Origin of the sequence: Brucella sp. NBRC 14130 (genome assembly GCF_040371715.1) — a bacterium.
In the GTDB taxonomy this organism is placed as follows: Bacteria; Pseudomonadota; Alphaproteobacteria; order Rhizobiales; family Rhizobiaceae; genus Brucella; species Brucella intermedia.
This window is the reverse complement of record NZ_BAABTE010000001.1, coordinates 627,787-652,191: the sequence shown is the minus strand read 5'-3', so window position 1 is coordinate 652,191 and position 24,405 is coordinate 627,787. Positions and strand designations below refer to the sequence as shown.

Here is a 24,405-nt window from a genome sequence, read left to right as displayed (position 1 = left end):
GCTGTGTTATGAAGACATTCGACGCCATATTCATCGGCGCAGGCCAAGCGGGGCCTTTTCTTGCTGCTCGCATGGCAGCTCAGGGTCGCAAGGTCGCGCTTATTGAACGAAAATACCTCGGTGGCACTTGCGTCAATGCCGGATGCATGCCGACCAAGACGCTGGTCGCAAGCGCTAGAGCCGCGCATGTCGCCAGCCGAGCAGCGGAATTCGGTGTGACAATCGTCGGGCCCGTCGGCATTGATATGAAAACCGTTCAGGCAAGAGCCGAGAAAGTCATATTGAACGCGCGCAACAATCTCAAAACGTGGTTCGACGGACTCGATACGTTGACTGTCATACAAGGACAGGCACGGTTCGAAAACGCAACTACGGTATGCGTCAATGGCGAGAGGATGACAGCGCCCGAGATATTCCTCAATGTCGGAGCGCGCCCCGTCATCCCCGATTTTCCGGGCATTGATAAAGTGCCCTATCTCACTAGTACGTCGATCATCAAGCTCGATAGGCTACCACATCATCTCGTGGTCATTGGCGGTAGTTATATTGGGCTTGAATTTGCGCAGATGTATCGCCGATTTGGCGCCCAAGTCACCATTATCGAGCGCGGCCCCCGCCTTGCCCCACGCGAGGATGATGACGTGTCGGACGCTATCGCAAATGTTCTCGAAAACGAGGGCATTACTGTGTGCACGAATACCAACATCGTTTCATTTGCCAACAAAGGGTCGGATATTGAAGTGACCACGGATCATGACGTGGTTCTCGGCAGTGACGTAATGATCGCGACTGGACGAAAGCCCAATACCGACGATCTTGGCCTGGACACCACAGACGTGCAAATGGACAAACGCGGCTTCATCGTTACGGATGATACGCTGTCGACCAACGTCGATGGTATCTGGGCACTGGGTGACTGCAACGGACGGGGAGCATTCACACACACTTCCTATAATGATTTCGAAATCGTGGCGGCAAACCTGTTGGATGGGGCGGACAGAAAGGTGAGCGACCGCATTCCCGCCTATGCGCTCTATATTGACCCACCGCTCGGCCGGGTTGGTATGACCGAGCGAGATGCACGCGCATCCGGCAAAAACATTCTGGTTTCCGTACGGCCAATGAGCCGGGTCAGTCGGGCAATAGAACGTGCTGAAACGCAAGGTTTCATGAAACTTGTTGCTGATGCCGCGACAGGCCAGATACTTGGCGCTTCAATTCTAGGTATCGAGGGTGACGAAGCTATTCATGGTATCATCGACGCCATGAACGCACGCGTTTCCTATAGAGACTTAAAATGGGCTGTGCCCGTACATCCAACTGTTTCGGAACTGATCCCGACATTAATCGACGGTCTCAAATAGGATGGAACACGAAGCCGTTCCCGCATTTACTTGAGTTCATTAGGGTGCCAGACAGTGGCACTTCCGACGACGCAAACCCTTTCAGTTTACGGTAGATATCCGGCGCAGGCGCTGCGATTGAGATCTACCAAAAGTATCATGGTACACCGCTTCCAAAAGAAATCGTGGACGCGAAATAAGGCCTGCTTTGATGGCCGGCGCCGGGTGCACTTATCCGGCGCTTTATATACTTATAGTGCTTAATAATGCCTTCGCATCCGTTGGCCGGGCAGTTGCATTATCAGCGGCCGGCCATTTGGCGGATTCTGACTGGCAATGAGGCGGTTGTGCTAATGATGGCCGCTTGTCAACGTTCTTTGGCTGAACCAGATCGCCCGCTTCTGGCCCCAATTCGGCGATGGAGAGGAGCAGGTTGGCGGTTCATTTCCCTTTGAGGCGATTAGGTTGTGCTTTTATCGCGCTTCGCTCATTTTCTTCAATTGAACGGCACATATCTTCTCGATTTCGTCGATGAGCGCGTTCGCTTGCTTCAGAAGCCATCGCAGTGCTTCCTCGGTGATATCAAAATGCGGAGAATACCGCGCCTTCACGTAAGCTTCATTGACGATATTGAACCACGCTTTGTAACGCTGTTGATCTTGCGGCCATGCCTTGGCCAGTTCACTGCGTTGCCCTTCAGAGAGCCGACGCAGGAATTTCAGGTTGTGCGAAGACGGCGAGTAATTTGTTGTTACCAATAGAAAGGTGGAATATGCCTGTTCTATCGCTTGATGGAGCAAGAAGGCAGCCTCTTTGAAATCTCCCTCCTGACAATAAAACGCGGCTCCCTTAGCGAATTTACTAGCATGCGGCAGCCGGTCGTCGAAATATTCCTTAGCAATACGATGGGCGTCTTCCGGATTGAGAATACCGGGTTGGGCGAGCGGCTCAGGATCAAGTTCGTAAAGTACAATACCTTCTTTGCGGATGTCAGTGAAGAAATATCGCCCTTCCTTGATCCGCGTGTTCACCTCACGCAAAGAATGGACAATGAAGTTTACCGGAGTCTGCACATCACGCAGGCGCATAAGCCGGTCTTCGGTTTTTCGCCAGAACTCAAAGTCCGCCAGCTTACGATTGTTGACGATAATCAGCAGGTCAAAATCAGAACGATAGCCTTTGCCGGTATGCGGTTCATCCACCTGTGTGCCGCGCGCATACGATCCGAACAAAATGGCCTTGACGATACGACCGCGCTTCTTGAACTCAGCCGAGCCTTCCTTGAGCGCATCCTCGAATTCCTCGAAGATAACTTCCAGCACGCGCTGCAACTCACGCTGCTTTACGTGAGGCAAGTGATCAATACGGTCTTTCATCAGCACGGGCGCACCTGTCGGTCAAAAGTAAGGGCGAACTATTTCGAGTGTTGGCTTAAATTGCAAAATTCAACGACGTCGATCAAGAAAGCCTTTGCAAAGTTTGCGAGATTTTATTCCTATGCGGTTCTGCCGACGAGATAGGAGGTCTCTCCATCGATCCTACAGCGCTTATTTTCCTTTGTTGATGCACTCCTCGAAATATCTAGAATTCTATCTAAACCTTATATCCGACTGTTGCCACAACTATTTGATTCTGTTACAAAAGGGTGCATTCTCAATGCAACACATGCCAGGGACGACGATACAGCGATTGCTGTTAAAAAAAGCCGTCATGCGGTCTCCACAACGTCCGGCTCTATTCATTGAACCCTCCGCCGGGCGCAGGAGGAATGCTTGTGTTGCAAATTTCGAATGTGAGAGCCGCCCGGGAACTTTTGCAGCAGGATGCTATCCGTTATGGCGCGGAAGACAGTCTGATTGTGGATGCCACGAGGCGAATCTATGCAGACACGGCCCCCACAGCTGCCGCGCTTTTTGCGCTCGACGCCTGGTTCGAAGACGATCAGCGTAATTTTCAGTTCTGGACGCGGATTTTTCAGCGCCTCATGAATTGAAACTCACTGTAACGGGGCTGCCGACCGATCGAGGGCGTAGCCCCAACCCTGCACAGTTCTGACCAGGTTTGGACCATACCGCGCCAATGCGCGGCGGATATGTCCGATATGAATGTCGACCGTACGGGGCTCGACGATAGCTCCTTGACCCCATACAGCGTCGATAAGCTCTTGCCTGCTCCATACAATTTCAGGCTTTTGCATGAGTGCTTCAAGTAAACGGAACTGCAACGGTGTGAGATCGACGCGAAGGCCGCTGCGAAACACCCTGAACTGCATAGGGTTCAGCAATAGATCGCTATAGGTCAAAACAACCTTCGTGGCATCCGTAGTAGCGAAATTGCCTCGGTACCTTTGGAGAAATCCCAGCAAAACAAGTGGATCGAACGGAGGTTTCATGACCAGATCCAATTGTTCATTGATCTGTAGTCCAGTATCGATATCATCCTTTGCCAGCAGAACCAACGCGAGACCTGGAAGCTTCCTCCTGAGGTGAGCGAACTCGCAAAGGCCAGCATCGCCACTATCCAATATCAACGCGCTTGGGCTCTGTTCGGCACCTATCTCGGAAGTCGTCAATGCTTTTAGCTCTGATAAGAGATCAGCATCAAACCCTTCAACTGAGAGCAGATGACGAAGCATCAAAAACAATTGCGCGTCAGATGTCTTTATAAGAACCTTCGACATAACATTCATCGTCCTGCTGAAGTGCTATTAGGGTGAAACGTATTCTCCCCCGTTTACATCGATCGTTGCGCCATTGATGAAGCCGGCGTTTTCCGACGCCAGGAATGCGATCACTGTTGCTACGTCGTCAGGGTTTCCCAACCGACCGACCGGAATACGCGAAAGGGCATCACGATTTGAATCGGAATCAATCGGGCCAGTCATTTCGGTCACGATATGTCCCGGCGCAACAATATTGGCTGTAACTCCGGTCCCGCCAAGCGTAGACACGAGAGAACGAAGACAACCCGATAGCGCAGTTTTTGATGCGGTATAAGCGCTGCCAGCGAGCCTGGGTAACGTCCTGCCAGCAATAGAGCCAACTAAAACAATTCTCCCGAAACGCCGTTTGATCAAATCCGGTAAAACGCGTTGGCAACAAAGGACAGCTCCGATCAAATTGGTTGAAAGGACTGCGTTCCATTCCTCGATCGACGTTTCGACAAACGCTGCAGCTTTGCCGTCCTTGGCTTTGGGCGATACGCCCGCATTACAGATCAGCGTATCTGGCGGACCCCAATAGCTTCGCACCTCATCGAAAAAGCCGACAATTGCTGTCGCCTCATTTATGTCTACACTTCGATAAAAGATGGCATCTTCCCCGAACTGCGAAATGAGCATTTCGCCAGCCGCAGAGACTCGCTGAGGTGTCTGCCCGAAAAACGCTACTTTGTAGCCTTCGCTAGCCAATCGTCTAACCGTTGACAGCCCAATGCCTGAGCTGCCCCCGGTTACGACTGCTATACGCTCCCGCGCTCCAGCCGTCATGCTGCCTGATCCATTGCCGCAAAAAGAGAAAGCGGAGGATGAGCGTCGTGATCGGTAATAACTTCGATGAGCGAGGGGTTACCGCTTTCAATACTCAGACGTAGCTGCTCCGATAAGTCAGCAGCATTATCGACGGTGGCAGATCGACATCCGCACGCTGAAGCGACCCCCGCGTGATCGACTGGTGCAAAATGGCACGCCGTTGTATAGCGGCCGAATTTTACGGTTTCCGCATCTTTCTGGAAGCCTAGCACGCCATTATTCAAGAGGACGACAGTTACGGGTAACTGCATACGCATCATCGTTTCCAGTTCCGCCCAGCTATGCGCAAATCCACCGTCTCCCACAATGGCAACCACCGGCTTGTCAGGATGAGCGGCCTTTGCCCCCATCGCTAGTGGTAGACCCCATCCAAGGCCAGCGAGCCCGCGCGGTGTAATGAATCTCGTGCCGACCTTGCGACAGCGCAACTGACCGACAACCCACATGGACGAATAGCTCGCATCCGCCACGACTGTCACGTCGTGGTCGAGCCAGGGCTGCAATTCCTGCATAACGCGCTCAGGCCGCATGGCGCCTGATCGGTCATCAAGAACTGGTCGGCGAGCTTCATCATATTCCGCCCAGAAACCGGCAATTCTTTCTTCGTAATTGAGGCGAGGCATACTGCGCCGAAGGAAGTCTCGTTTAGACAATGTTTCGCACAAGGCCGCGAGCGTTTCGCGTGCATCGCCGTGCAAACGCAATGCCTCGTAATTGCGTCCGATCTCTCCGGCATCGATGTCAATGTGAATGACTTTAGCCGAAGAAGGAATCTGCTGCCAATTGTCAGTTCCGTTCTGATTGGTGCGTGTTCCGGCAAGGATAACCAGATCTGCTTCATTCATGAGGTGACGACTGTAGAAGCCTAGCGAACGAGGGCCAGTCAGAGACCCTAGAACGCCAGCAGACAGAGGATGGAATTCGTCAACCACCCCTTTGCCCATATTCGTCGTGAATACAGGAAGGGAGGCTATTTCCTGAAGACGAGCCAACGCTGCCGCTGCACCACCGGCATGAATACCGCCGCCAGCCAGCACAACCGGGGTTCGGGCTTCAGCAATAGTATCCGCTGCGGTCTGAATGAGGTCGTCGGATGGACGAAACCGGTCAAGCGGCCAGTAGCCAAGACAAGCAGTTCTCGGCTTATCGCTCTTCGGAGCCGGGCAACGCAGCAAATCCGCTGGCAACAAAAGCGCAACTGGTCCCGCTCGCCCACTTGCCGCGGCGGTAAAAGCTGCATCAATGTAGTCATCGACGCGCTCGGCTACATTTAGTCGACGGACCCATTTTGTACAGGATTGGAAGAGGGTGATTTGGTCAATATCCTGAAAGGCGTTCTTGTCCGTTTGGTTTCGCTCGACATCCTGTACAAGCGCGACCACTGGAATACTCGCCTTTAAAGCTTCGGCTAGTGGCGGAACAAGCAGCGTCGCTGCGGGACCGTTCTGCGCCGCGACTACACTCACCTTGCCAGAAACCCGGGCATATCCGTCCGCCATCGCTCCGCCCATATTCTCCTGACGATAGGCGATCTGGCGGATGCCGTGGGCTTCGGCTGCAAGAATCACAGCGGAGGGCAAACTTTGTGCGGAGATCACCTCCACACCATGGCGGACAAGTGCTTGTGCGATACGATCGGCAACGCTGTCTGTAATTGCGGCATGTTTCATGGATGGTCCTCCCGTACGGGGTTTTGTGCAAGGAAATCATCAAAAAGCGCGGCAATGAGGTCGATTTCTTTTTCGCCCATCGGGGTGGATAGGCTGGCCGCGGCTCCAAAGGGCAACAGAACACCATTCCGGGCGAAATACCGTGTGAGCTCTCGCATGCGCAAGTTCTGATCAGGCGACATGATTGAAGCGCGATAATCAGTCGGCGCTTCACGTTTGGAATGAATGCGGAAGAGGGAAGCGGCACCCGTGATCGAATAGGGAGCCTGCCGCGACTGAGCGATCTGCGAGAGACGCGAACGCAAGGCATCTCCTAGTTCTTCAAGCCGCGCGAAGGCATCGGGTGGCAATGCATTCATAGCAGCAAGACCTGCAGCCATGGAGACGGGGTTAGCGGAGAATGTCCCACCTTGCGGAACTGGTAGCTTACCGTCCCGCTTTTCGAAGACCGACATGACTTCTGCGCGCCCGCCGATGGCTCCAATTGGAAAGCCACCACCGATGATCTTGCCGGTTGCTATCAGATCGGGATTAAGACCGTAACGGTCCGAAGCCCCCCTATAACCTTGCCGGATATTCAACACCTCGTCGGCGATCAGTAGAATGCCATGCTCTTGCGTGAAGGTTGTCAGTGCCTCGATAAATCCCTGGCTTGGCGCAAATAGCCCGGCGCGGCTAGGCATCGGATCAATCAAAATACCGGCTATCCGATGCGCGTGGCCTTCGAGTTTCGAAACAATCTCCTCCTTGTCATTGAACTGGATCACGATCACATCGTCGCCAAGGCTGGACGGCGCACCATGGTATCCTGGTCGTGCAACGTTTCGACCGGACCCGTTGGTGGGATAGGTGCCGGTTTGCCCCGTTTCAGCCCAATCGTAACCCCCGTGATAAGCTCCCTCAAAGCGAACGATCGCAGAGCGACCTGTGAACGCTCGAGCTGCCTTGATTGCAAACATGACCGCTTCGGTCCCGCTGTTGACAAAGCGAATCTTTTCCATTGCCGGGATCCGCGAGATCAGCAATTCAGCCAGTGCGACCTCGTGTTCCGTCGGGTTGGAAAAACAGGTCCCGTTACGCAAAAGCTTCGCGACCACTTCCGCAACCGGTTCGAATCCGTGCCCGTGTATAAGCGTGGTGAAGTTGTTGTTGAGGTCCAGAAGACGGTTATCGTCCACATCAACTAGATAGGCGCCCTCACCACGTTGAATGTAAATCGGTGTTGGATCGATATCGATCGTGACGCGTGACACTCCCTGCGGCAAAACCTGCAGGCTGCGGGCGTAAAGACGTGACGATTCCGTTCTCTCCACCGGATCGCCACGGTTTATTCTCGGACTAGGTATCATTGATTGGGCCTTTAAAACGCACATCAGCTAATGCTTTTGCGTTAGCTTCGCAATTTTGTTGCAACAAAAATGCGAAAGGTCAAGCCCATACAACAAAAAACTATCTCGCGGAGGAGCGCGCTCGTGCCGCCTGGCGCAAGCGCCGATAGCCATCCCGAATGTCGTTCTCGAATGCGGCGCGCAGGGATGCGCCATCCTTGTCCTCTAGCGATTCAATGGCTAGCTGGTGGTTTCGAACGCCGTATTTTTCTTCAGCAAACTCTGGATAGAGATCGTAAAGTGACGGGCCAACCCTAAGCCAGGCCCCTTCGATCATGGATAAAAGCCGAGGCATTCCGGCCATTCCATACACATGAAAATGGAAATCCTTGTTATGCCGCAAAACCGTCTCGTAAGCGCGACGATCCAGTGCATCGTTTATATAACTTTGAATATCTTTAAGTTTTTCAATATGTTCATTGGTAACCGAGTTGACTGCCAGCTGTGCCGCCAGCCCCTCCAGGGCGAGCCGAATTAGTGTGATCTCGCGCAAACTGTCTTCATTTAAAACCGGTACGATTACAGTTTTTGGTCCCGAATAGACCAGTGCGCCTTCGCCGGTGAGCCGGTTGATAGCGTCCCGCGCAGGGGTGGAACTAAATCCGAGATCTTCCGCTACGGCTCGGACCGTAAGTTTCTTGCCGGGCTTATATTCGCCTCGTATCAGGCGCTCCTTCATTTCGCGGTATGCGACGTCGCCAAGACCCGATGCCTGCCCTTCATTGGCCTGGTCCGACAATTTTATCGCGCTCATCTAAGCCTCAATCCCTGTTGACACACCAGAATTATGATGCAACAAAATGACCATATAAAGTTTTTGCAAAGTTTTTGTCGCGTCATTTTAGGTTTTAGCAGCGCGTACTCATAGAGTCACGCGGTAGCTGAATGAGCACGTCTATGCGTCTGGAACGTCAATGATGCATTTCGCATCGAGGACCGAACGCAAAGGCACAGATACCAAAGTGGTTTCCGGAGGAGGAAAGATTGATCGGTCAGAAATTAATGCTTGCTGGCGTTCAAAAAAGATTTGGCGAAACCTGGGCTGTCCATGAAACCACGCTCGACATCCGGGCAGGCGAATTCGTTTCAATAATCGGACCGTCCGGATCAGGCAAAACGACTTTGCTCACCATGATCGCCGGCTTCGAACAACCGACGAACGGAAGGATTATTGTGGGAGACGTAGATATAACCACCCTGCCGCCCAACCGGCGTAACGTCGGCATGGTGTTCCAGAAATATGCGCTGTTCCCCCATCTGACGGTTCGGCAGAATATTGCGTTCCCGTTGAAAATGCGACGACTGGGTTCGAAGAAAGACATCCGGTCTCGCGTCGATGAGATGCTTGAGCTGATCAGACTCAATGACTTCGCAGACCGCTATCCAAACCAGTTGTCAGGTGGACAACAGCAGCGTGTGGCCGTCGCCCGCGCGCTGGTTTTTTCTCCGCCCGTCATCTTGATGGACGAACCGCTCGGTGCCCTCGACAAGAAATTGCGAGAGGCAATGCAGTTTGAGATCAAACGCATTCAGGAGAATCTGGGAGCAACAGTAATCTACGTCACCCACGACCAGGAAGAGGCGTTGACCATGTCCGACCGGATTGTGGTAATGCACGATGGCTGCGTCCAGCAGGTTGGTACTCCATCCGAACTCTATAACGAACCCAATAGAACCTTCGTTGCCGACTTCATCGGCTCTATCAATTTTATTCCGGCGACTTATCGCGGCAACAAAAACGGCAAGTGCATTCTGGATATCTCCGAACGTGTTGCTGTGGAACTTGATGCGCTGCTTCATCCCAAACTGGTTCACAAATCTATCGGTTCCGAAATCAGGCTAGCCGTGAGACCGGAACATGTCGGCATCTTTTCCGACCCGAAAAAAGGGCAGCTGTCCGGAACTGTTGAGGCTTCCGTCTTCATCGGTTCGAGCACAGTTGTCCTGGTAAGGCTAGACGCTTTTCCAGATATCGACCTGCGTGTCCAATTGCCTGCAACAACATCGTCACCGGTGATGCGAAAGAATAGCCGCGTCGGTGTAAACTTGGACACCCTCTCACTCCTGACTTTCGACCTTGAAACGAGGTTGGCCGCATGAGTTCGTCGTTTTCCGGTTTCGACACATTCCTTAGAGGAAGATCCGCACGCCAATACCCGCCGGTAATATCGTGGTTTCTGGTACTACCATTATTAATTCTACTGGTCGTCGGCTTTATGTATCCGATCGGCCGACTCATCTTTCTTAGTTTTTCGGACGATGCGATAAGCTATGGACGCATCGTTGAGGGAAGTCTTTATCTTGATGTCCTGGCTTCCACGGTTGGCGTTGCGGTCGCTGTGACTGCCATTGGATGCGTGCTGGGCTTTCCTGTCGCTCTGACCATGGCAAGAGCAGGAAAACTTGCAGGGATTATAGCGGCGATTTGCGTCTTCATTCCGCTCTGGACTTCGGTTCTTGTTCGCTCCTATGCCTGGATTGTCCTATTGCAGCGGAATGGGATCGTGAACGGGTTTCTCAGCGCCGTCGGTTTAACTGAACAACCCTTCAAGCTTCTTTACACGCAAGGAGCGGTGACATTGGCGATGGCACATGTACTCATGCCTTTCGTTGTACTGCCCATCTATGCTGCGCTCAAAGCTATACCCAAGGACCTTGATCGAGCTGCTCTGAACCTAGGCGCAAATCCCTGGAAGGCTTTCTTCGTCGTCACATTTCCTTTGTGTCTTCCCGGGATCTTTGCCGGAGCTACCCTATGCTTTGTTTTGGCGCTCGGCTTTTACATAACGCCCGCTCTGGTTGGAGGGCCGGATTCCATGTTGATGGCAACGCTAATCGGTCAGGAAACTACTGTGACGCTGGATTGGCCCTTCGCTGCTGCTCTTTCAACTGTGTTGCTTGGCATGACAATTATCTTTGTCGCGTGCTTTCGACGAGTACTAGCGCTCAATAAGGGGTTCGGAAGTGTCCATTAATCAGTTCTCTACAATCGGTTCGAGACCGGAGACCGGGGCTTCAAGAATGTCACTGAAAGGATGGCGCATGGGTAATATCGCCTGGAAACTGTTCACGGCCTTCTTCGTGAGTATCATCTTGTTGTTTCTCATCCTACCCACACTGATCATCGTCCCGATGTCGTTCAGCCAGACGGATTACCTGCAATTCCCGCCGCAAGGTCTGTCGTTAAGATGGTACGCTGCATATTTCGGCGACCCTGACTGGATGGCTTCAACATGGTTCAGTCTGAAAATCGCCTTGGCGACAGCCCTGACTTCTACCGTTGTGGGAACCATGGCGTCTCTCGCATTCGTTAGAGGCGAGCTACCCTTCAAAGGGGTTTTCCAGGTACTGACGATCGGCCCGATGATTGTTCCGCATATTGTTCTGGGTGTCGCCCTCTATCTGGTTTTTGCACCGCATCAATTGACCGGAACCTTCTCGGGATTTCTGGTCAGTCACACAGTCCTGTCGGTTCCATTCGTGATGATTACCGTAGTAGCGGCTCTACAGCGCTTCGACCCAGCATTGGAGCTTGCGGCCCTGAATTGCGGAGCAGGGCGTGGCAGAGCGTTCTTCCACATCACGTTGCCGATGATCGCCCCAGGTATCGGCGCCGGATTTGTCTTCGCCTTTCTGGCCTCTTTCGATGAGGCCACCGTGGCGTTCTTCATTTCGGATATCAACGGCAAGACGATCGGTAGAAAGATGTTTGAAGACATTGACTTTAATCTGACACCGACCATTGCAGCCGCCTCCACTGTGGTCGTCCTGGTGTCGATGTGCCTCATCGCATTGTCGTTCGCGCTTACACGCTGCAAACAAAACTGAAAAACGGGGAAGCAATCATGATAATTCATAAAGTGACCGAATTCGTCTGCAGATCCATGACTGTCACGGCGATAACCCTTGCGATAAGTGCGCAGGCCGGTGCGACATCGGCCAATGAGGTCGTTATCGCATCGACTGGAGGTGCTTACGATCGCGCCCTAAAAGAAGCCTGGTTCGATCCTTTTACTGAGCAGACGGGCATTCGCGTAAGAATCGTATCAGCAACCAATTCGGAAATGCGGGCGAAAGCCTCAGCAATGGTGAAGGCCGGAAACGTTTCCTGGGATCTTTATCTTGATGGAGAAATCCAGTCGGAATCCGAGGCTCATCGACTTGTAACCGAAGACCTGAGCGAGTTTTGTAAAGCATTCGCTGACCGGCCTGATTTGCCCGAGAATGCGTGTGCGCCGGGCGGTGCTTTGCTCCAGTCGACCGCAACGTTGCTCGTCTACCGGAAAGAAAAGGAAGGTCGACGGGAGCCGCGGACTTGGGCTGATATGTGGAATGTATCCGAGTTTCCAGGAGGCAGGGCATTCCCGAATTTTGACGATCCCTGGCGCGTGCTGGCCGCCGCACTACTTGCTGACGGTGTGAAACGCGATGAACTTTTCCCACTCGATGTTGATCGAGCATTCAAGAAACTGGACGAAATCCGTCCAGCCGTCTCGTTATGGTGGAAGAGCGGAGATCAAAGTGTCCAGGGGTTTCGCAACAACGAATATGCGCTCGGCCAAATCTGGCTTACCCGTGCACGTGCTCTGCAAGCTGAGGGGCGCCCAATCGGTTGGTCCTATGAAGCATCGTTCTTGGTTGGCGATCGCATTGCGCTAGTGAAGGGAGCGCCAAATCGGGAAAATGCACTCAAACTCATAGCTTTCTGGCTCGAGAATCCGATCGCCCAGGCAAAGGCTTGCGATGTCTTGGCCTGTACACCTCCGAGTACGGAAGCGATTGCAATGATGTCCGATGAAACCAGGAGTTTCATGCCGACAGCAATACAAGTTCGAGACACCGTCGTGGTTCCAGATGCCAAATGGATCAACGAGAATGCCAGGGTGTTACTGCAAAGATGGAACATATGGGTCCGAGGTTGAACATCGCGAAAGTATGCAAACAGACCCCGGACCGTGTAGTTCCGGCGTCGTAATTTCGCCGAAACGTGCTGAACTGACCGCAAACGTGAAGCTCCAGCGGTGCTGGAAACATCTCCCGAGTTACAAGCACCTGTGGAGCGTAACCTTAAAGGTTAGATGACCCGGTAGTCGGCGGACTCGTAGCCAAGGACGCATGCCGTGCAATATACTCGATCCGAATTTTGATGTAACAAAAATATGATAATAACTCTCGATAATAGACTTTCAAACTTATTTTGGTTGACCAATGTGCAATTTTTATTAAAATTTATCGCACTTGTAAAAACTTTGTCGCAACATTTATCTCATCGGAGAAAATTGATCGTGAATCTCAACGTACCGATCTGCACAGAGAACCCACAGAGCTACCTCATACTAAGTCACATTCTCAGTGTCGGCGGTTACGTGCCAAGCCTCATGGACCTGCAAGCTTCATCGAACTTCGCAACGGAAGCAATTCCATATGCGATATTGTTTGATACAAGCGAGAACACGGAGCCCATTTTTGATGTCTGTGCTACCATCAAACAAAACCCCGCCACCAGAGATATAATTCTCGTAGCGCTGACTAAACCCTGTAATTCGATGAATTTTCTTGATTTTTTACAGGCTGGATTTGACGAAATTTTCCCTCATCCATTCGTGCCCGAGCGGGTTCTGTCCTTTTTACACGACCGGGAATCCATGCCACTGGAACGCAAGACACTGACGTCTGATCGTCGTGAACGTGTCCATATCGGCGATCTAAATATCCTGCCAGACGAAAGAATCCTGAGACTTGGGAGTCTGGAAATAAGGTTAACGCCCACCGAGTTTCGAATTCTGCGAGGGTTCATTGCCGCACCAGGACAGGTAATGAAGCGGGAGCAAATCATCAAGATCGGTTGGCCCGCGCATCACTATGTCCAACTGCGAACGGTGGACGTACATGTCGGCAATCTGAGGCGTCAGCTATGGAAATTGACCGGAAAGAACCTTATCCGAACAGTACATACGACAGGATATGCGTTCGAATTTTCACAATAAACTTATGAATGATAATAATGTAAATATTGTAATTAATATAAACTATAATTCTTCTTAACTGCTTTGTTGCGAATAATATTTCTTCCAGCTTTCATACTGGCACCACAATGGAGGATGTGATGCCAAGAATTCCGTTTGATTCATCTCAACGTCTATCTGGAACGGGTACTCGCAATACTGCGAAGTTGATCGATATTGCAGGCTCTCATTTCGAAGCGGCTCACCTTCAAGGTGTTATGGCGCTTTACGCAGTCCCGAGAGAAAGGCGCCAGGTCCAGTTACTCGGTCGCAACGACAATGTCATTGATTTCGTCCGGTGTTCCTATCTCGGGCTGGACAATCACCCACGTATCGTCGGGGGAGCCATTGAAGCAGTTCGACAAAACGGTAGCCTACATTGGTCCTGCGCGCGGACAAGGCTGAACTTCGCACAGCTTGGCGAACTCGAAGAGGCGCTTTCGCAGCTCTTCGAAGCCCGTTCAATTACCTATACGACCGTTCTGGCCGCTAACATGAGCGCACTTCCATTGGTTGCTTCTGGTCATCTGACTGGCGGTATAAAGCCAACGATGGTTTTCGATCGGTTTGCTCACGCGACCCTTGCCTACCACAAGAAAACAATGGCCGATGAAACCGCCGTTCAAACGATACCGCACAACGACTATGAAGCACTCGAGGACATCTGCAAAAAGAACCGAAACGTCGCATACATTTGCGATGGCGTGTACTCTATGGGAGGCGGCGCGCGCATCGATGAATTGAAACAGCTGCAAGAAAAATACGACTTGTTCTTGTACATTGACGATGCACATGGAGTATCCATTGTCGGTAAGGAAGGGCAGGGTTATGCGAGATCCCAATTCGATAACCTGGGAGACCGAACCATAATCGTCACATCGTTGGGCAAAGGATTTGGAGCATCTGGCGGGTTGCTGATGCTGGGAACCGCCCATCAGGAAAGTTTGTTTCGCCGTTATGCAATTGCACACGCATTCTCGGCATCACTCAATACAGCAGCTATTGGTGCAGCGTTGGCTTCAGCTGAAATCCATCGATCTCCAGAGCTTGGGCAACGACAAGCCGCGTTGCAGGACAATATCGCACTTTTTGACAGACTGATGCCCACAGCCCAATCGGGATCCACGCTGCCGATCCGCATTATCCGTATCGGCGATGAAATGACATCAATTGGGTGTGCTCAGGAACTTCTGAAACATAAATTCTACGCTTCAGCAATTTTCTTCCCAACGGTAGCCAGGGGAGAAGCAGGATTGCGTGTCTCTCTCACCGCCAGCCATCAGGCGGATGAGATCGAGAGTTTTTGTAGCGCAGTCAAAGAGCTCCTGGTCGACAACGGCTAGCCCCAACTGCCTCGGTTCCGCACAGAAGGGTTTCGATAGCCATTGCGTTATCAAGTCTCGTTCGCTCCGCGACGTCTCACTTGCATGACGATCAGTAACTGATCGATATGTTGGTTTAGTGAGGGCGACTGCAGAGGTGCAAGCAGTTTAGCGACCGTAATGGAGAAAGGTGCTCTGTGCGTCGGAACGTGAAAAACTCAGGCCCTATGATGAAAAATCTTACGTATAAACACCGTGCTGAAGCGTTCGTCCTCGTTTCGAACCCCGATGAGGCAGGCAAATTTCTACACACCGAATTCAGTGCACAATTTGTGTCGATCGACATTATTGGTCGTGAGAGCGTCATCGGTTTTGGCGACGGTTACGCGTTTCTGCGACCCTTCACAAATGGCCTTCACCTTCGGGTGGAGGCGGCGGACTTTGTTACTTTCGTTGGAATACGATCTCTCCTCACTATCGGCCTCACTCTCAGCAAAAGGGGACCACAGGTGGGGTTTGACTGGATTTTTGAGAAGGAAGCGCGTTCAAGTGAGATGATCGACGCACTGTGAGCGGCTGTCGCTCATCGGTCACATAAAGGAAGCCCTTCCGATTTGTCAGCGTTCCGATTGGCGATCCCCTATTGCCCTGCGTTGAGAGCTTCATCGAGAAATCCGTTCCCTCTTGCTTCGACAGGAGTAATCAAAGATAGGCCCTTCAAATGGATAGTCGGGACCAAAATTCATTTAACTTATAATATGATTATAAGTTAAATCAATCTGCGCCGGTGGAGCGGATATGCTCGAATACGTTGCGTGCGAATTCAAACTGTCTCGCCGTTCCCCGACCCATCGAATTGCGCCCAAGCGTCTCGGTGAGGATGCCACGTTGCACCAGTTGTTCGACCGTTTCGATAACGCCGCCGCGCGTCAATCCGGTAATTTTCATTATAGATGAAAGGGTTAGTGGCTCATGAGCCTGATGCATCATGTACAGTACATTCAGCATCCCGATTTGTTTGATACGCGATTGCGGCGATTCATCTTCAATCGGTTTTTCCAGAATTTCCCGAAGGCCAAAAAGAGCCAGCGCCTGGTTTTGCCATCGTTCGCTTAAATTGCTTGCCATTTTTTTAACTATCGATTATTTTCGTAGTAATGGAGTTGAGGCGAAACGTGTTCTGACAACTTGCCCAACAACAATCGGAGGATAGGAGGCATGAGCAACTTTCTCTTTCGTGGTGCCATCGCAGTTTTCGGACTCGGTGCATTATATCTCGGTTCCAGTCAAAACGCTCGTGCCGATGACTGGGGTTGTAACGTTATCTTGTGCTTATCCAATCCCGGTGGGGCCACGCAATATGCACAATGCCGTCCACCGGTGCAAAAGCTATGGTGGTGGCTTGCCAGAGGCAAGTCGTTTCCAACCTGCAGCAGCGCAGGGTTTGAGAGCTCACGTCCTCGCTACGAACCGTATTATTGTAATGACGGTTATCGCCTTACCGTTTCTTACGCTGATCGCAGACGCGTAGTGTCTTGCGTCTCCACTTCGGCACAGGCTGTAAACAGCAGCCTGTGCAAACATCGCAGCGAACAGCTTCGCAATGACGATAGCCTGTTCGTTGATGCCAAATGGCAGTACGAAAAAGGCTACCGTCAGTGTATGGGCCATAAAACTGCTCGACCTCTTGTTCACGAAAAACCTAACTACATTGATGTTACGATCGACGGTGTCGGCAAGCAGAGGGTGTGGTTCTAGTCATGCCCGTATGGTTTGTCGATCTTGCCCACAATTGCGCGCCGTCCGTTGCTACCGAAACGCTTGCCGGTATTGTCAGCCTCGAAAGCCGTTTCGAACCATTTAACATCCGCATCAATAGCGGCCCCCCTTTAAAGCAGCAGCCGGCCTCAAAAGCCGAGGCGATAGAAGTCGCCGCTGCCCTGGTCGCCGGGCACCAGGACATTCAGCTTGGTCTCGCGGGATTAGGTCTTGATGACCTCAGTAGGCTCAACCTCACGATCGCCGAAGCTTTCGATCCGTGTCTCAATCTGAAAGCGACCGCGACACTGCTTGACAGCACCTATCGTCGCGCGATCCGGGCCGGTGCCGATGAAACCGAGGCTGGGAAGATCATGCTTCAGTCATTCTACGGGGGCGGAGATATCACTGCTGGTTCATCTGCCGAGTATGACAATCAGATTCAACGCGAGATCGAACGGTTGAAATCGACGAACGCGACTTTGACTGTCCACGGTCACCAAGATGGACAGCATGCAAAAGGGTCCGCTGCCACTTCCGATGCCATCGTAGATGTTGTCGCCAAGAATTCCGGCCGGAAGGCCACCTCCGACGCCACCGCGCCTTCCTGGGATGTCTTCAAGTCCAGGCGTCAGTCGTCGGTCCTCGTTTTCCAGAACCAGCGTGGAGGAGAATAAAATGACCTATGGTTACCGTATGCGCTCGATTGCAACGTCCGCCATTATGACGACCGCAATTTTCGCAGCTCTGGTCGAACCGGCCTTCGCCCAGGCCGCAGGCATCGAGTCCATCCTTCAGAACATCGTCGATCTCCTCACAGGCAATATCTTCAAGTTGATCGCGACCATTGCGGTCATACTGATCGCAGTCGCCTGGATGTTCGGTTACATGGACCTCCGTCGGGCTGGCTACTGGATCATCGGAATCGGCGTGATTGCCGGTTCTTCCGAGCTTGTCAGCACGATTGTCGGGAGTTGAGGCAATGTCGATCTCAGGGGCAGCGCTTGAGGAAGACACCCTGTTCATTGCCTGCACCCGACCGGCCATGTTCGCAGGTGTCACCATGGAAGCCATGGGCATGAATGTCATCGCAACCACGATTTTCTATCTCGCAGCCGGTTCCGTCGCCTATGCGCTCGTAGGTGTGGTTTTTCATTGCATCTTCCGCGCGCTCGTCAGGCACGATTACAACATGTTTCGTATCGCCGTAGCCTGGGTCGAGACGCGTGGCCGGTCGCGAAACACCTCCCTGTGGGGTGGCAGCTCGATCACTCCGCTCAGTCTCTACCGCCGGTTTGACGAAAGGGATCTTGGTCTTGCCTGATATCGCAATCTTCAAATCCCGGGAGCCCGGTCCCGAAACTTTCATTCCTTACGTGCGTCACGTTGATGAAACGACAATCGCCTTGAACTCGCGTTCGCTCATGATGATGATTGCACTTGAAGGCGTTTCGTTCGAAACCGCGGATGTTCTGGATATCAACGCTCTGCACCGCGATATCAACACGCTGTACAGGAACATCGCCGACGAGCGACTCGCACTATGGACCCATTTGATCCGTCGGCGTGACAAGACCTATCCCGACGGAAGGTTTAAAGCGAAATTCTCCGCTCAACTCAACGAAAATTATCGCCAGCGCATGGTGAGCGAAGATCTTTTTCGAAACGATCTATATCTGACGATCGTCTGGTCACCGCTGCGCGATCCTGCCGAAAAAGCAGCAAACCTGCTTTCGCGTCTAGTCCGTGCGCGCAACGGCGATATCGAATTCGACCACGAGGCACTGAAACAACTCCGCGACAAGGTGGTCGACATAACAGCAGGATTGAAACGCTTCGAGCCACGAGTGTTATCGCTGTACGATGCCGACGGCCTGCTTTTTTCCGAACCGTGCGAGGTCTTGCATCAACTCGTCGGCGGGCGAAGTGAGCCGGTCCCGCTCACAGAGGGACGCATTGCCTCGGCGATCTATTCTGATCGTGTTATTTTCGGTCGGGAGACAATCGAAATCCGGCACGAGGCTGAAAGCCGTTTTACCGGGATGCTGAGCTTCAAGGAATATCCCGCTACCACGAAGCCGGGCATGTTGGATGCTGTCCTGATTAGCCCCTTCGAACTGATTTTGTCGCAATCCTTTTCCTTCGTCTCCAAGGCCGACGCCCGTACAATTATGGGGCGCAAGCAAAACCAGATGCTCAGCAGCGGCGACAAGGCTGCTTCACAGATCGAAGAGCTCGACGACGCCATGGACGATCTGGAATCCAACCGTTTTGTTCTCGGCGAGCATCATCTGACTCTGGCAGCGTTTGCCTCTTCAGTAAAAGAACTGAGCGACCACCTCGCAAAAGCGCGCGCGAGCCTCACCAATGGCGGTGCTGTTGTTGCGCGCGAAGACCTTGGCCTTGAAGCTGCATGGTGGGCTCAACTCCCCGGCAATTTCAGATATCGCGCGCGCTCCGGTGCAATCAGCTCGCGGAATTTCGCAGCATTGTCGCCGTTCCATTCCTATCCAGGCGGTCAGAAGGACGACAACGAATGGGGCGCTGCCGTCGCGCTCCTCAAAACTGCATCCGGTTCGCCATACTATTTCAATTTCCATTACGGTGATCTTGGCAACGCTTTCATTTGCGGGCCATCGGGCGCGGGCAAGACCGTGTTGCTCAATTTCATGCTGTCCCAGCTTGAAAAGCACGATCCGCACGTGATCTTTTTCGACAAGGACCGCGGCGCCGATCTCTACATCCGAGCTGCTGGTGGCACCTATCATCCGCTTAAAAACGGCAAGCCTACCGGTTGTGCGCCACTTAAGGCACTCGACCTGACGCCAGAAAACAAGATCTTCCTCGCAGACTGGATTGGAAAGCTGGTGGGGTCGTTGTCGGGGCAATTGTCTGTCACCGAACAGCGCGACATTGCCACCGCCATCGATGGGCTTGCGGATCTTCCGGTGGAACAACGTACGATCGGTGCGCTCCGGACTTTCCTCGACAATACTAACCCCGAAGGCATCGCCGCCCGATTGCGCCGATGGGAGAGCGGAGGGCCGCTTGGCTGGGTCTTCGACAATGCCAATGAGGAAATCGGTTTCGGAAAATTCGGCTCAGGTGGAAAGTTGGTTGGGTACGATATGACCGACTTCCTCGATAATGAGGAAATCCGCTCGCCCTTGATGGCTTATCTTTTCTACCGCGTGGAGCAACTCATCGACGGTAGGCGCATTGTCATCGTCATTGACGAGTTCTGGAAGGCTTTACAGGATGACGCATTCCTCGACCTTGCACAGAACAAGCTCAAGACGATCCGCAAGCAAAATGGTCTCATGCTGTTTGCGACGCAAAGTCCTCGGGACGCGATCAACTCATTGATCGCCCACACCATCATAGAGCAGTGCCCAACGCAAATTTTTCTTCCGAACGCACGCGGAAGCCATTCCGACTATGTCGACGGTTTCAAACTGACAGAACGTGAATACGAGCTGATCGCACGCGAACTCAGCGTCGAAAGCCGCCGCTTCGTTCTCAAGCAAGGTCATAACAGCGTCGTCGCCGAATTGAACCTCAACGGCTTTGACGATGAACTCGCCATTCTTTCCGGTCGGACTGCCAATGTCGAACTTGCAGATGCAATTCGAAGTGAAGTCGGCGACGGGCTTGAAAACTGGATACCCCTTTTCCAGGAACGAAGGAGTGCAAGCTGATGAATGCGGATAAAATTCGGTGTGTGGCCATTGTTGCGGCACTGATCTTCTCAGCCCGGACTGCGAGTGGTGAAGGAATTCCTGTCATCGACAGGACATCAATCCTCAAGCACATGGAGAGCATCGCCCAGTTGAAATCGCAGCTCGATGCGCTTCATCAGCAGATCGAGCAGGCGCAGCAACTTTATGGTTCGCTCAACAAACTGACCGACATGGCCGATGTTGCCAGCGTTCTGAACGATCCGGCCATTCGCAAGGCGCTGCCTCCGGATTTCGCGGCCATTGAAAGCTTGTTCAAGGGCGATGGATCAGGCTCGATCGGACAATCTGCTTCAAAATTTCTCGAAGGCAATTCCCGCTATCGGACCGACGCCGACGATTACTACGCAAAGGAGTTATCGCGTGCCCAGAATAATAATGCCGGACAGATGAGCATCGGCCAGCAGATCTACGATGTAGCTACCAAACGCATCGACGGGATCGATGAGTTGCGAGAGAAAATATCTTCCGCCAGCGATGCCAAGGAGATCGCTGACCTCCAGGCCAGGCTACAGGCAGAACAGGCATTCCTCCAGACAGATGTCTTGCGAATGGAGGGCTTGCAAATGCTTCAGCGCACACAAACCCGGGTCGACGAACAACGCAAGGCCGAAGACTGGCGCAAACGCATGGATTCGATGAAAGCGGTATTGCAATGAAACGGCTTGTTTCGATTGCTGTCCTTGTCTGTGTGACTGGCTGCTCTGAAGAAAAGAACCCAACCCTTCCCGTTGAGGTGCTGATGGCGGACGAGACGCTGCTCAACCGCATCCTTGCCGAATGCCGTAATGATCCGGGCCATCTGCGCGGTACGCCAGGGTGTGTGAACGCTGAAGCGGCGGACGGAAAACGAAGGCTGCGCAAGATGCGCGAAACGTTGGGGAATTGATGCGATGTATCAGGTGTTCGACTTCATCGATGGGCAGTTCAAACAACCACTGGAAACGTTTGTTTCGGATGGAACGTTGAACATCGCACAATGGATAACAGGCCCGTTGACCGCTGCGGTCACCCTATACATCGTGCTTTATGGTTATCTGGTACTGCGCGGCTCGGTTAGCGAGCCGATCCTCGAATTCGTGTTCCGGGCGATCAAGCTCGCGATTATCGTAACGCTGGTCAAGAACGCCGGCGATTACCAGACCTACGTCACGAACGTTTTCTTCAATGTGCTCCCGCATGAAATTGCCGGGGCACTCAACTCTGGTCCGGCTCCAGGTGCCAGCACTTTTGACAGTCTTCTGGACAAGGGACAGGCGTCCGCTACCGACATCTGGTCGCGCGCTTCCTGGCCCATCGATATTGTTACAGGCGTTGCAGGAATTCTGGTGATCGCGGTGAGCTTTCTGGTTGCCGGCATTGGCTATGTCGTCTCGCTTTATGCGCGTCTGGCATTGGCAATCATACTGGCGGTCGGGCCCATCTTCGTTGCACTGGCTCTGTTTCAGTCCACAAGGCGTTTCACCGAGGCCTGGATCGGACAACTCGTCAATTTCGTCATTCTGCAAGTCCTCGTCGTTGCGGTGGGATCGTTGCTGATCTCGTGTATCGATTCCACCTTTACTGCCATCGATGCCTATTCCGACGTCCTCATGCGTCCGATTGCCCTTTGCGCAATCGGGATCGCCGCACTCTACGTTTTTTATCAACTCCCACATATTGCTTCGGCCCTCGCTGCCGGAGGCGCATCGCTTGCCTATGGTTACAGCACAGCGCGTGATGCTCATGAGGGTGTGCTTGCGCGAAGCACCAGAAGCACCGGGCGCGCCCTTAAACGCACTGTTCGTCTCGTGGGGCGAACGGTTGGCCCCAGAGGCGCGAACACATGACGTTATCGAAAAGAAGAGGTTTTTCCCGATGAACAGATTTTTCTGGTCCGTTGCGCTGGCCACATTGCTTGGCGGCTGCGCATCGTTGAACAATCCCTTGCCGAAGTGCGATGGCCAGGCCCGTCGTCCGCTCAATCGCGCGATGTGGCAATGGGACGAGAACCGAAATCTGAAATCCCACCGACCCGATACAAGATCACTGATGTCAGCATTGCCTTACGTTGAGCAGAGCAACGAACCCGCGGGGTTTTCCCAACTGAACGTGGTTTTGTCGCATCGTTCTTGCGCGGGGTGAGGAGATGGTTACGACTGAAAGCCTCAAATCCTACTTCGAAAAAGCGCGCCGTTTTGACCAGGAGCGGATGATCCAGATAGAGCGATCGAACCGATTGGCGTGGTCTATCGCGTTGGCAGCAAGTCTGGTGGCGGTCGTCTCGATCCTTGCAGTTGCTGCGTTGACACCATTGAAGACGGTGGAGCCCTTTGTTGTCCGTGTCGATAATTCGACCGGTATCGTCGATGTGGTTTCGGCGCTGACGTCAACTGCCGGGACTTACGATGAAGCGGTGACAAAATATTTTGCAGCGAGATATGTTCGTGCCCGCGAAGGTTATGTCTGGAGTGAGGCACAGACAAATTTCAGGACGGTCGCGCTCCTCTCTACGCAAGCGGAGCAGGATCGCTTTGCGAGCCACTATCGCGGTAGCAATCCGGGTTCGCCGCAAGTCATCTATGGGCGTGCGGCGACGACCAAAATCAGGATCGCTTCAATCTCGCTTATAAATCAGAACGTAGCGTCCGTGCGTTATATGCGCACCGTCACTCGAGGTGATGAAGTCCGGACGACACACTGGATCGCAAGCCTGACCTATGCCTACGCCAATGCACCCATGTCCTCCACGGATCGTCTTGTGAACCCGCTTGGCTTTGCGGTTAGCGAATATCGTTCGGATCCGGAGGCGATCAATTGATAAGACAGACACTCCTTTTATCTGCACTGTGTTCAGGTGCCGCCTTTCCGGGGCATGCCCTCGAAATTCCGCACAGTGCCTCGCAGGATAGCCGCGTCCGCTTCGCCAATTATCAGCCCTTCAACATCACCAGGATCGTTGGTTCGTTAAGATCTTCTGTCCAGGTTGAGTTTGCTGCAGAAGAAGAGATCGCCCATGTCGCGCTTGGCAACAGCGTTGCCTGGGAAGTTGCACCAGCCGGCAATATTCTGTTTCTAAAGCCGCGCGAAAAACAGCCGGTCACCAATATTTCCGTAGTAACTACCAGACGTGACGGTTCCACGCGCAGCTACCAGATGGAATTGACCGCGCGAGACGGAACCGTTGAGGTAGGCCAGAATACCTACTTCTATGTGAAATTCCGGTATCCTGCAGATGAAGCAGACGCGCGACGACAGCAAGCTGCGGCACGTGCACGCGCTGCCAAGGCCAGGGAAGCTGACGATGTGCTGGCCCTCCATGAAGCCTATGGGCCTCGCAACTGGCGCTATTCGGCGCAGGGGCCCCAGTCGCTCGAACCGCAAACCGTCTACGATAACGGCAAGATCACGACTTTCGCTTTCGTGGGCAATCAGGAAATGCCGGCAATCTATATCGAAAACCCGGATGGCTCAGAAAGCCTGGTGTCGAAATCTGTCGACGGCAACCTAGTCTTGGTTCACGCGATCAGCAGTAAGTTCATCCTGCGCCGCGGCAAGGACGTTTTGTGTGTTTTCAACGAAGCCTACAGCCGCGTCGGCATCAATCCGGATACCAACACCACGTCACCCTCCGTAGAACGTGTCATGAGATCCGATCCCGCGGAACAATAAAG

General features: G+C 52.9%; 27 protein-coding genes. 20 read left to right on the top strand and 7 right to left on the bottom strand.

Annotated elements, in window-relative coordinates; translation table 11 throughout:
• The first annotated feature begins 8 nt into the window (after positions 1-8).
• Positions 9-1,364, top strand: a complete 1,356-nt coding sequence (locus ABWW28_RS03145; RefSeq protein WP_025091609.1) for an FAD-containing oxidoreductase — start codon at positions 9-11, stop codon at positions 1,362-1,364.
• A gap of 452 nt (positions 1,365-1,816) precedes the next feature.
• Here the strand turns inward: ABWW28_RS03145 and ABWW28_RS03140 are convergent, their stop codons facing one another.
• On the bottom strand, positions 1,817-2,719 hold the full coding sequence (locus ABWW28_RS03140) for a nucleotidyltransferase and HEPN domain-containing protein (protein ID WP_025091608.1): 903 nt from the start codon (positions 2,717-2,719) through the stop codon (positions 1,817-1,819).
• A 392-nt stretch (positions 2,720-3,111) separates the two neighbouring features.
• Here ABWW28_RS03140 and ABWW28_RS03135 point away from each other — a divergent pair, with 392 nt between their 5' ends.
• Positions 3,112-3,336, top strand: coding sequence for a Y4oE-related protein (locus ABWW28_RS03135; protein WP_006472023.1), 225 nt, complete (start codon positions 3,112-3,114; stop codon positions 3,334-3,336).
• A 3-nt stretch (positions 3,337-3,339) separates the two neighbouring features.
• Here the strand turns inward: ABWW28_RS03135 and ABWW28_RS03130 are convergent, their stop codons facing one another.
• The 5 genes from ABWW28_RS03130 to ABWW28_RS03110 form a co-directional block, all read right to left on the bottom strand.
• Positions 3,340-4,023, bottom strand: coding sequence for a winged helix-turn-helix transcriptional regulator (locus ABWW28_RS03130; protein ID WP_235694430.1), 684 nt, complete (start codon positions 4,021-4,023; stop codon positions 3,340-3,342).
• A 27-nt stretch (positions 4,024-4,050) separates the two neighbouring features.
• Positions 4,051-4,830 carry a 3-oxoacyl-ACP reductase FabG gene (gene fabG, locus ABWW28_RS03125; protein WP_006468233.1) on the bottom strand — a complete coding sequence of 260 codons (780 nt, stop codon included), beginning with the start codon at positions 4,828-4,830 and terminating at the stop codon, positions 4,051-4,053.
• Positions 4,827-6,542: an acetolactate synthase catalytic subunit gene (locus ABWW28_RS03120; protein WP_353390285.1), complete on the bottom strand. Its 1,716-nt coding sequence runs from the start codon at positions 6,540-6,542 to the stop codon at positions 4,827-4,829. Before ABWW28_RS03120 ends, fabG begins: the two co-directional genes overlap by 4 nt.
• Positions 6,539-7,891, bottom strand: coding sequence for an aspartate aminotransferase family protein (locus ABWW28_RS03115; RefSeq protein ID WP_050791020.1), 1,353 nt, complete (start codon positions 7,889-7,891; stop codon positions 6,539-6,541). Before ABWW28_RS03115 ends, ABWW28_RS03120 begins: the two co-directional genes overlap by 4 nt.
• Positions 7,892-7,991: 100 nt before the next feature.
• Positions 7,992-8,684: a GntR family transcriptional regulator gene (locus tag ABWW28_RS03110; protein WP_176588761.1), complete on the bottom strand. Its 693-nt coding sequence runs from the start codon at positions 8,682-8,684 to the stop codon at positions 7,992-7,994.
• Between the two features lie 230 nt (positions 8,685-8,914).
• On the opposite strand from ABWW28_RS03110, the gene ABWW28_RS03105 reads away from it, so the two are divergent.
• The 7 genes from ABWW28_RS03105 (at position 8,915) to ABWW28_RS03075 (ending at position 15,829) form a co-directional block, all read left to right on the top strand.
• Positions 8,915-10,030: an ABC transporter ATP-binding protein gene (locus tag ABWW28_RS03105; protein ID WP_176588762.1), complete on the top strand. Its 1,116-nt coding sequence runs from the start codon at positions 8,915-8,917 to the stop codon at positions 10,028-10,030.
• Positions 10,027-10,905: an ABC transporter permease gene (locus tag ABWW28_RS03100; RefSeq protein ID WP_006468238.1), complete on the top strand. Its 879-nt coding sequence runs from the start codon at positions 10,027-10,029 to the stop codon at positions 10,903-10,905. The genes ABWW28_RS03105 and ABWW28_RS03100 overlap by 4 nt, the downstream gene beginning before the upstream one ends.
• Before the next feature lie 67 nt (positions 10,906-10,972).
• A complete protein-coding gene (locus tag ABWW28_RS03095; protein ID WP_176588763.1) occupies positions 10,973-11,758 on the top strand; it encodes an ABC transporter permease in 786 nt (261 codons plus the stop codon).
• A 56-nt stretch (positions 11,759-11,814) separates the two neighbouring features.
• On the top strand, positions 11,815-12,852 hold the full coding sequence (locus ABWW28_RS03090) for an ABC transporter substrate-binding protein (protein ID WP_051556961.1): 1,038 nt from the start codon (positions 11,815-11,817) through the stop codon (positions 12,850-12,852).
• A gap of 363 nt (positions 12,853-13,215) precedes the next feature.
• Entirely contained in the window at positions 13,216-13,917 is a 702-nt protein-coding gene (locus tag ABWW28_RS03085) for a winged helix-turn-helix domain-containing protein (protein WP_235694427.1), read from the top strand.
• A 119-nt stretch (positions 13,918-14,036) separates the two neighbouring features.
• The gene (locus ABWW28_RS03080; protein WP_006472030.1) at positions 14,037-15,278 is read left to right on the top strand and encodes an 8-amino-7-oxononanoate synthase family protein; all 1,242 of its coding nucleotides are present in this window, start codon (positions 14,037-14,039) and stop codon (positions 15,276-15,278) included.
• Between the two features lie 206 nt (positions 15,279-15,484).
• Positions 15,485-15,829: a hypothetical protein gene (locus tag ABWW28_RS03075; protein WP_006472031.1), complete on the top strand. Its 345-nt coding sequence runs from the start codon at positions 15,485-15,487 to the stop codon at positions 15,827-15,829.
• Between the two features lie 202 nt (positions 15,830-16,031).
• Here the strand turns inward: ABWW28_RS03075 and ABWW28_RS03070 are convergent, their stop codons facing one another.
• Positions 16,032-16,385, bottom strand: coding sequence for a hypothetical protein (locus tag ABWW28_RS03070; RefSeq protein ID WP_021585413.1), 354 nt, complete (start codon positions 16,383-16,385; stop codon positions 16,032-16,034).
• Positions 16,386-16,475: 90 nt separating this feature from the next.
• Between ABWW28_RS03070 and ABWW28_RS03065 the strand changes: the two genes are divergently transcribed.
• From ABWW28_RS03065 to virB9, 11 genes are read left to right on the top strand one after another with little or no spacing between them, the layout of a single operon-like run.
• Positions 16,476-17,015, top strand: coding sequence for a hypothetical protein (locus ABWW28_RS03065; RefSeq protein WP_353390278.1), 540 nt, complete (start codon positions 16,476-16,478; stop codon positions 17,013-17,015).
• 2 nt (positions 17,016-17,017) lie between these two features.
• Positions 17,018-17,692, top strand: a complete 675-nt coding sequence (locus tag ABWW28_RS03060; RefSeq protein ID WP_025091601.1) for a lytic transglycosylase domain-containing protein — start codon at positions 17,018-17,020, stop codon at positions 17,690-17,692.
• A 1-nt stretch (position 17,693) separates the two neighbouring features.
• Positions 17,694-17,993 (top strand): TrbC/VirB2 family protein, encoded by a 300-nt coding sequence (locus tag ABWW28_RS03055; protein WP_025091600.1) that lies wholly within the window; start codon positions 17,694-17,696, stop codon positions 17,991-17,993.
• Positions 17,994-17,997: 4 nt separating this feature from the next.
• Positions 17,998-18,339 carry a VirB3 family type IV secretion system protein gene (locus tag ABWW28_RS03050; RefSeq protein WP_025091599.1) on the top strand — a complete coding sequence of 114 codons (342 nt, stop codon included), beginning with the start codon at positions 17,998-18,000 and terminating at the stop codon, positions 18,337-18,339.
• Complete coding sequence (locus ABWW28_RS03045; RefSeq protein WP_112672338.1) at positions 18,332-20,713, top strand: VirB4 family type IV secretion/conjugal transfer ATPase; 2,382 nt, start codon at positions 18,332-18,334, stop codon at positions 20,711-20,713. The genes ABWW28_RS03050 and ABWW28_RS03045 overlap by 8 nt, the downstream gene beginning before the upstream one ends.
• Complete coding sequence (gene virB5 / locus ABWW28_RS03040) at positions 20,713-21,411, top strand: P-type DNA transfer protein VirB5 (RefSeq protein WP_025091597.1); 699 nt, start codon at positions 20,713-20,715, stop codon at positions 21,409-21,411. The genes ABWW28_RS03045 and virB5 overlap by 1 nt, the downstream gene beginning before the upstream one ends.
• Entirely contained in the window at positions 21,408-21,641 is a 234-nt protein-coding gene (locus ABWW28_RS03035) for an EexN family lipoprotein (protein ID WP_025091596.1), read from the top strand. Before virB5 ends, ABWW28_RS03035 begins: the two co-directional genes overlap by 4 nt.
• 4 nt (positions 21,642-21,645) lie before the next feature.
• On the top strand, positions 21,646-22,581 hold the full coding sequence (locus ABWW28_RS03030; RefSeq protein WP_025091595.1) for a TrbL/VirB6 family protein: 936 nt from the start codon (positions 21,646-21,648) through the stop codon (positions 22,579-22,581).
• Positions 22,582-22,609: 28 nt separating this feature from the next.
• Positions 22,610-22,876, top strand: a complete 267-nt coding sequence (locus tag ABWW28_RS03025) for a hypothetical protein (protein WP_080697350.1) — start codon at positions 22,610-22,612, stop codon at positions 22,874-22,876.
• Positions 22,877-22,880: 4 nt separating this feature from the next.
• On the top strand, positions 22,881-23,552 hold the full coding sequence (locus tag ABWW28_RS03020) for a VirB8 family type IV secretion system protein (protein ID WP_025091594.1): 672 nt from the start codon (positions 22,881-22,883) through the stop codon (positions 23,550-23,552).
• A complete protein-coding gene (virB9, locus tag ABWW28_RS03015; protein ID WP_043716576.1) occupies positions 23,549-24,403 on the top strand; it encodes a P-type conjugative transfer protein VirB9 in 855 nt (284 codons plus the stop codon). Before ABWW28_RS03020 ends, virB9 begins: the two co-directional genes overlap by 4 nt.
• Positions 24,404-24,405: the final 2 nt, after the last annotated feature.